This is a genomic window from Streptomyces scabichelini (assembly GCF_011045015.1).
In the GTDB taxonomy this organism is placed as follows: Bacteria; Actinomycetota; Actinomycetes; order Streptomycetales; family Streptomycetaceae; genus Streptomyces; species Streptomyces scabichelini.
This window is the reverse complement of sequence record NZ_JAAKZY010000476.1, coordinates 1-934: the sequence shown is the minus strand read 5'-3', so window position 1 is coordinate 934 and position 934 is coordinate 1. Positions and strand designations below refer to the sequence as shown.

The window sequence follows — 934 nt, the reverse complement described above, 5'->3', positions numbered from 1 at the left end:
GCCCTTACCCTTCCCATCCCGGGGCCGGCCCCGGGATGGGAAGGGTAAGGGCGGCGGGGGCGAAATCCGCTGGGCCCCGGCCACCCCGGGCCGTAGCATCCGAGACATGCCCAGCCCCCGTGGCTTCCACCACGAAGCCCACACAGACGGCACCGTACGCATCACCCACAACGGCCGCACCGCGACCACCCTCCGCGGCCCCCGCGCCGACCAGTTCCTCGCGGAAGTGGAATCCGGCGACCCACAGCTCGTCATGGCCCGCTGGACCGGCAACTACAAGCACGGCAACGAGCGAACGGCCCGCAACCACCCCCGCAACAGCCGCTGACCCAATTGGGCGCCGGGTAAGGGAACGGTAAAGCGGGTCCGCTCGTTACCCCACACATGACAGCTATGACCCCCGGCTCGAACATCCCTCTCCCCGTCGCCCGCGTGACGGTGGACGTCACCGCCCCGGTGCGGCTCGACGTATCGGGCCTGCTGCTCACCGCCGACGGCAAGGTGCGCTCCGACGACGACTTCATCTTCTACAACCAGCCCACGGGCCCCGGCGTGACGTACCGCTCGGGCGGCGGCACGGCCCCGGACGCGATCGTGGTCGACACGGCCGCCGTGCCCCCGGGCATCGAAAAGATCGTCGTCACGGCGAGCCCGGACGCCGCGGGCCAGACCTTCCAGGGCATCGAACCCACGGCGACGATCCGCAACGCGGACGACAACTCCGTACTGGCGACGTTCACGCCTCCGCAGCTGGGCGCGGAGACGGCACTGGTGATCGTGGAGGTCTACCTGCGCAACGGCGCATGGAAGACCCGCGCGGTCGGCCAGGGGTACGCGAACGGCCTGGCGGGCATCGCCACGGACTTCGGCGTCTCGGTGGAGGAACCCGCTCCGGCCCAGGCCCCGGCCCAGACGCCCGTCGCCCCGCCCGCTC

2 protein-coding genes are annotated in these 934 nt (G+C 71.4%); both read left to right on the top strand.

What is annotated here, in order from left to right:
• The first annotated feature begins 106 nt into the window (after nt 1–106).
• Complete coding sequence (locus G5C60_RS50775; protein WP_165271107.1) at nt 107–328, top strand: hypothetical protein; 222 nt, start codon at nt 107–109, stop codon at nt 326–328.
• 65 nt (nt 329–393) lie between these two features.
• Nucleotides 394–934 (top strand): TerD family protein (locus G5C60_RS50770; protein WP_165271109.1); only part of this gene is annotated, 541 nt, incomplete at its 3' end.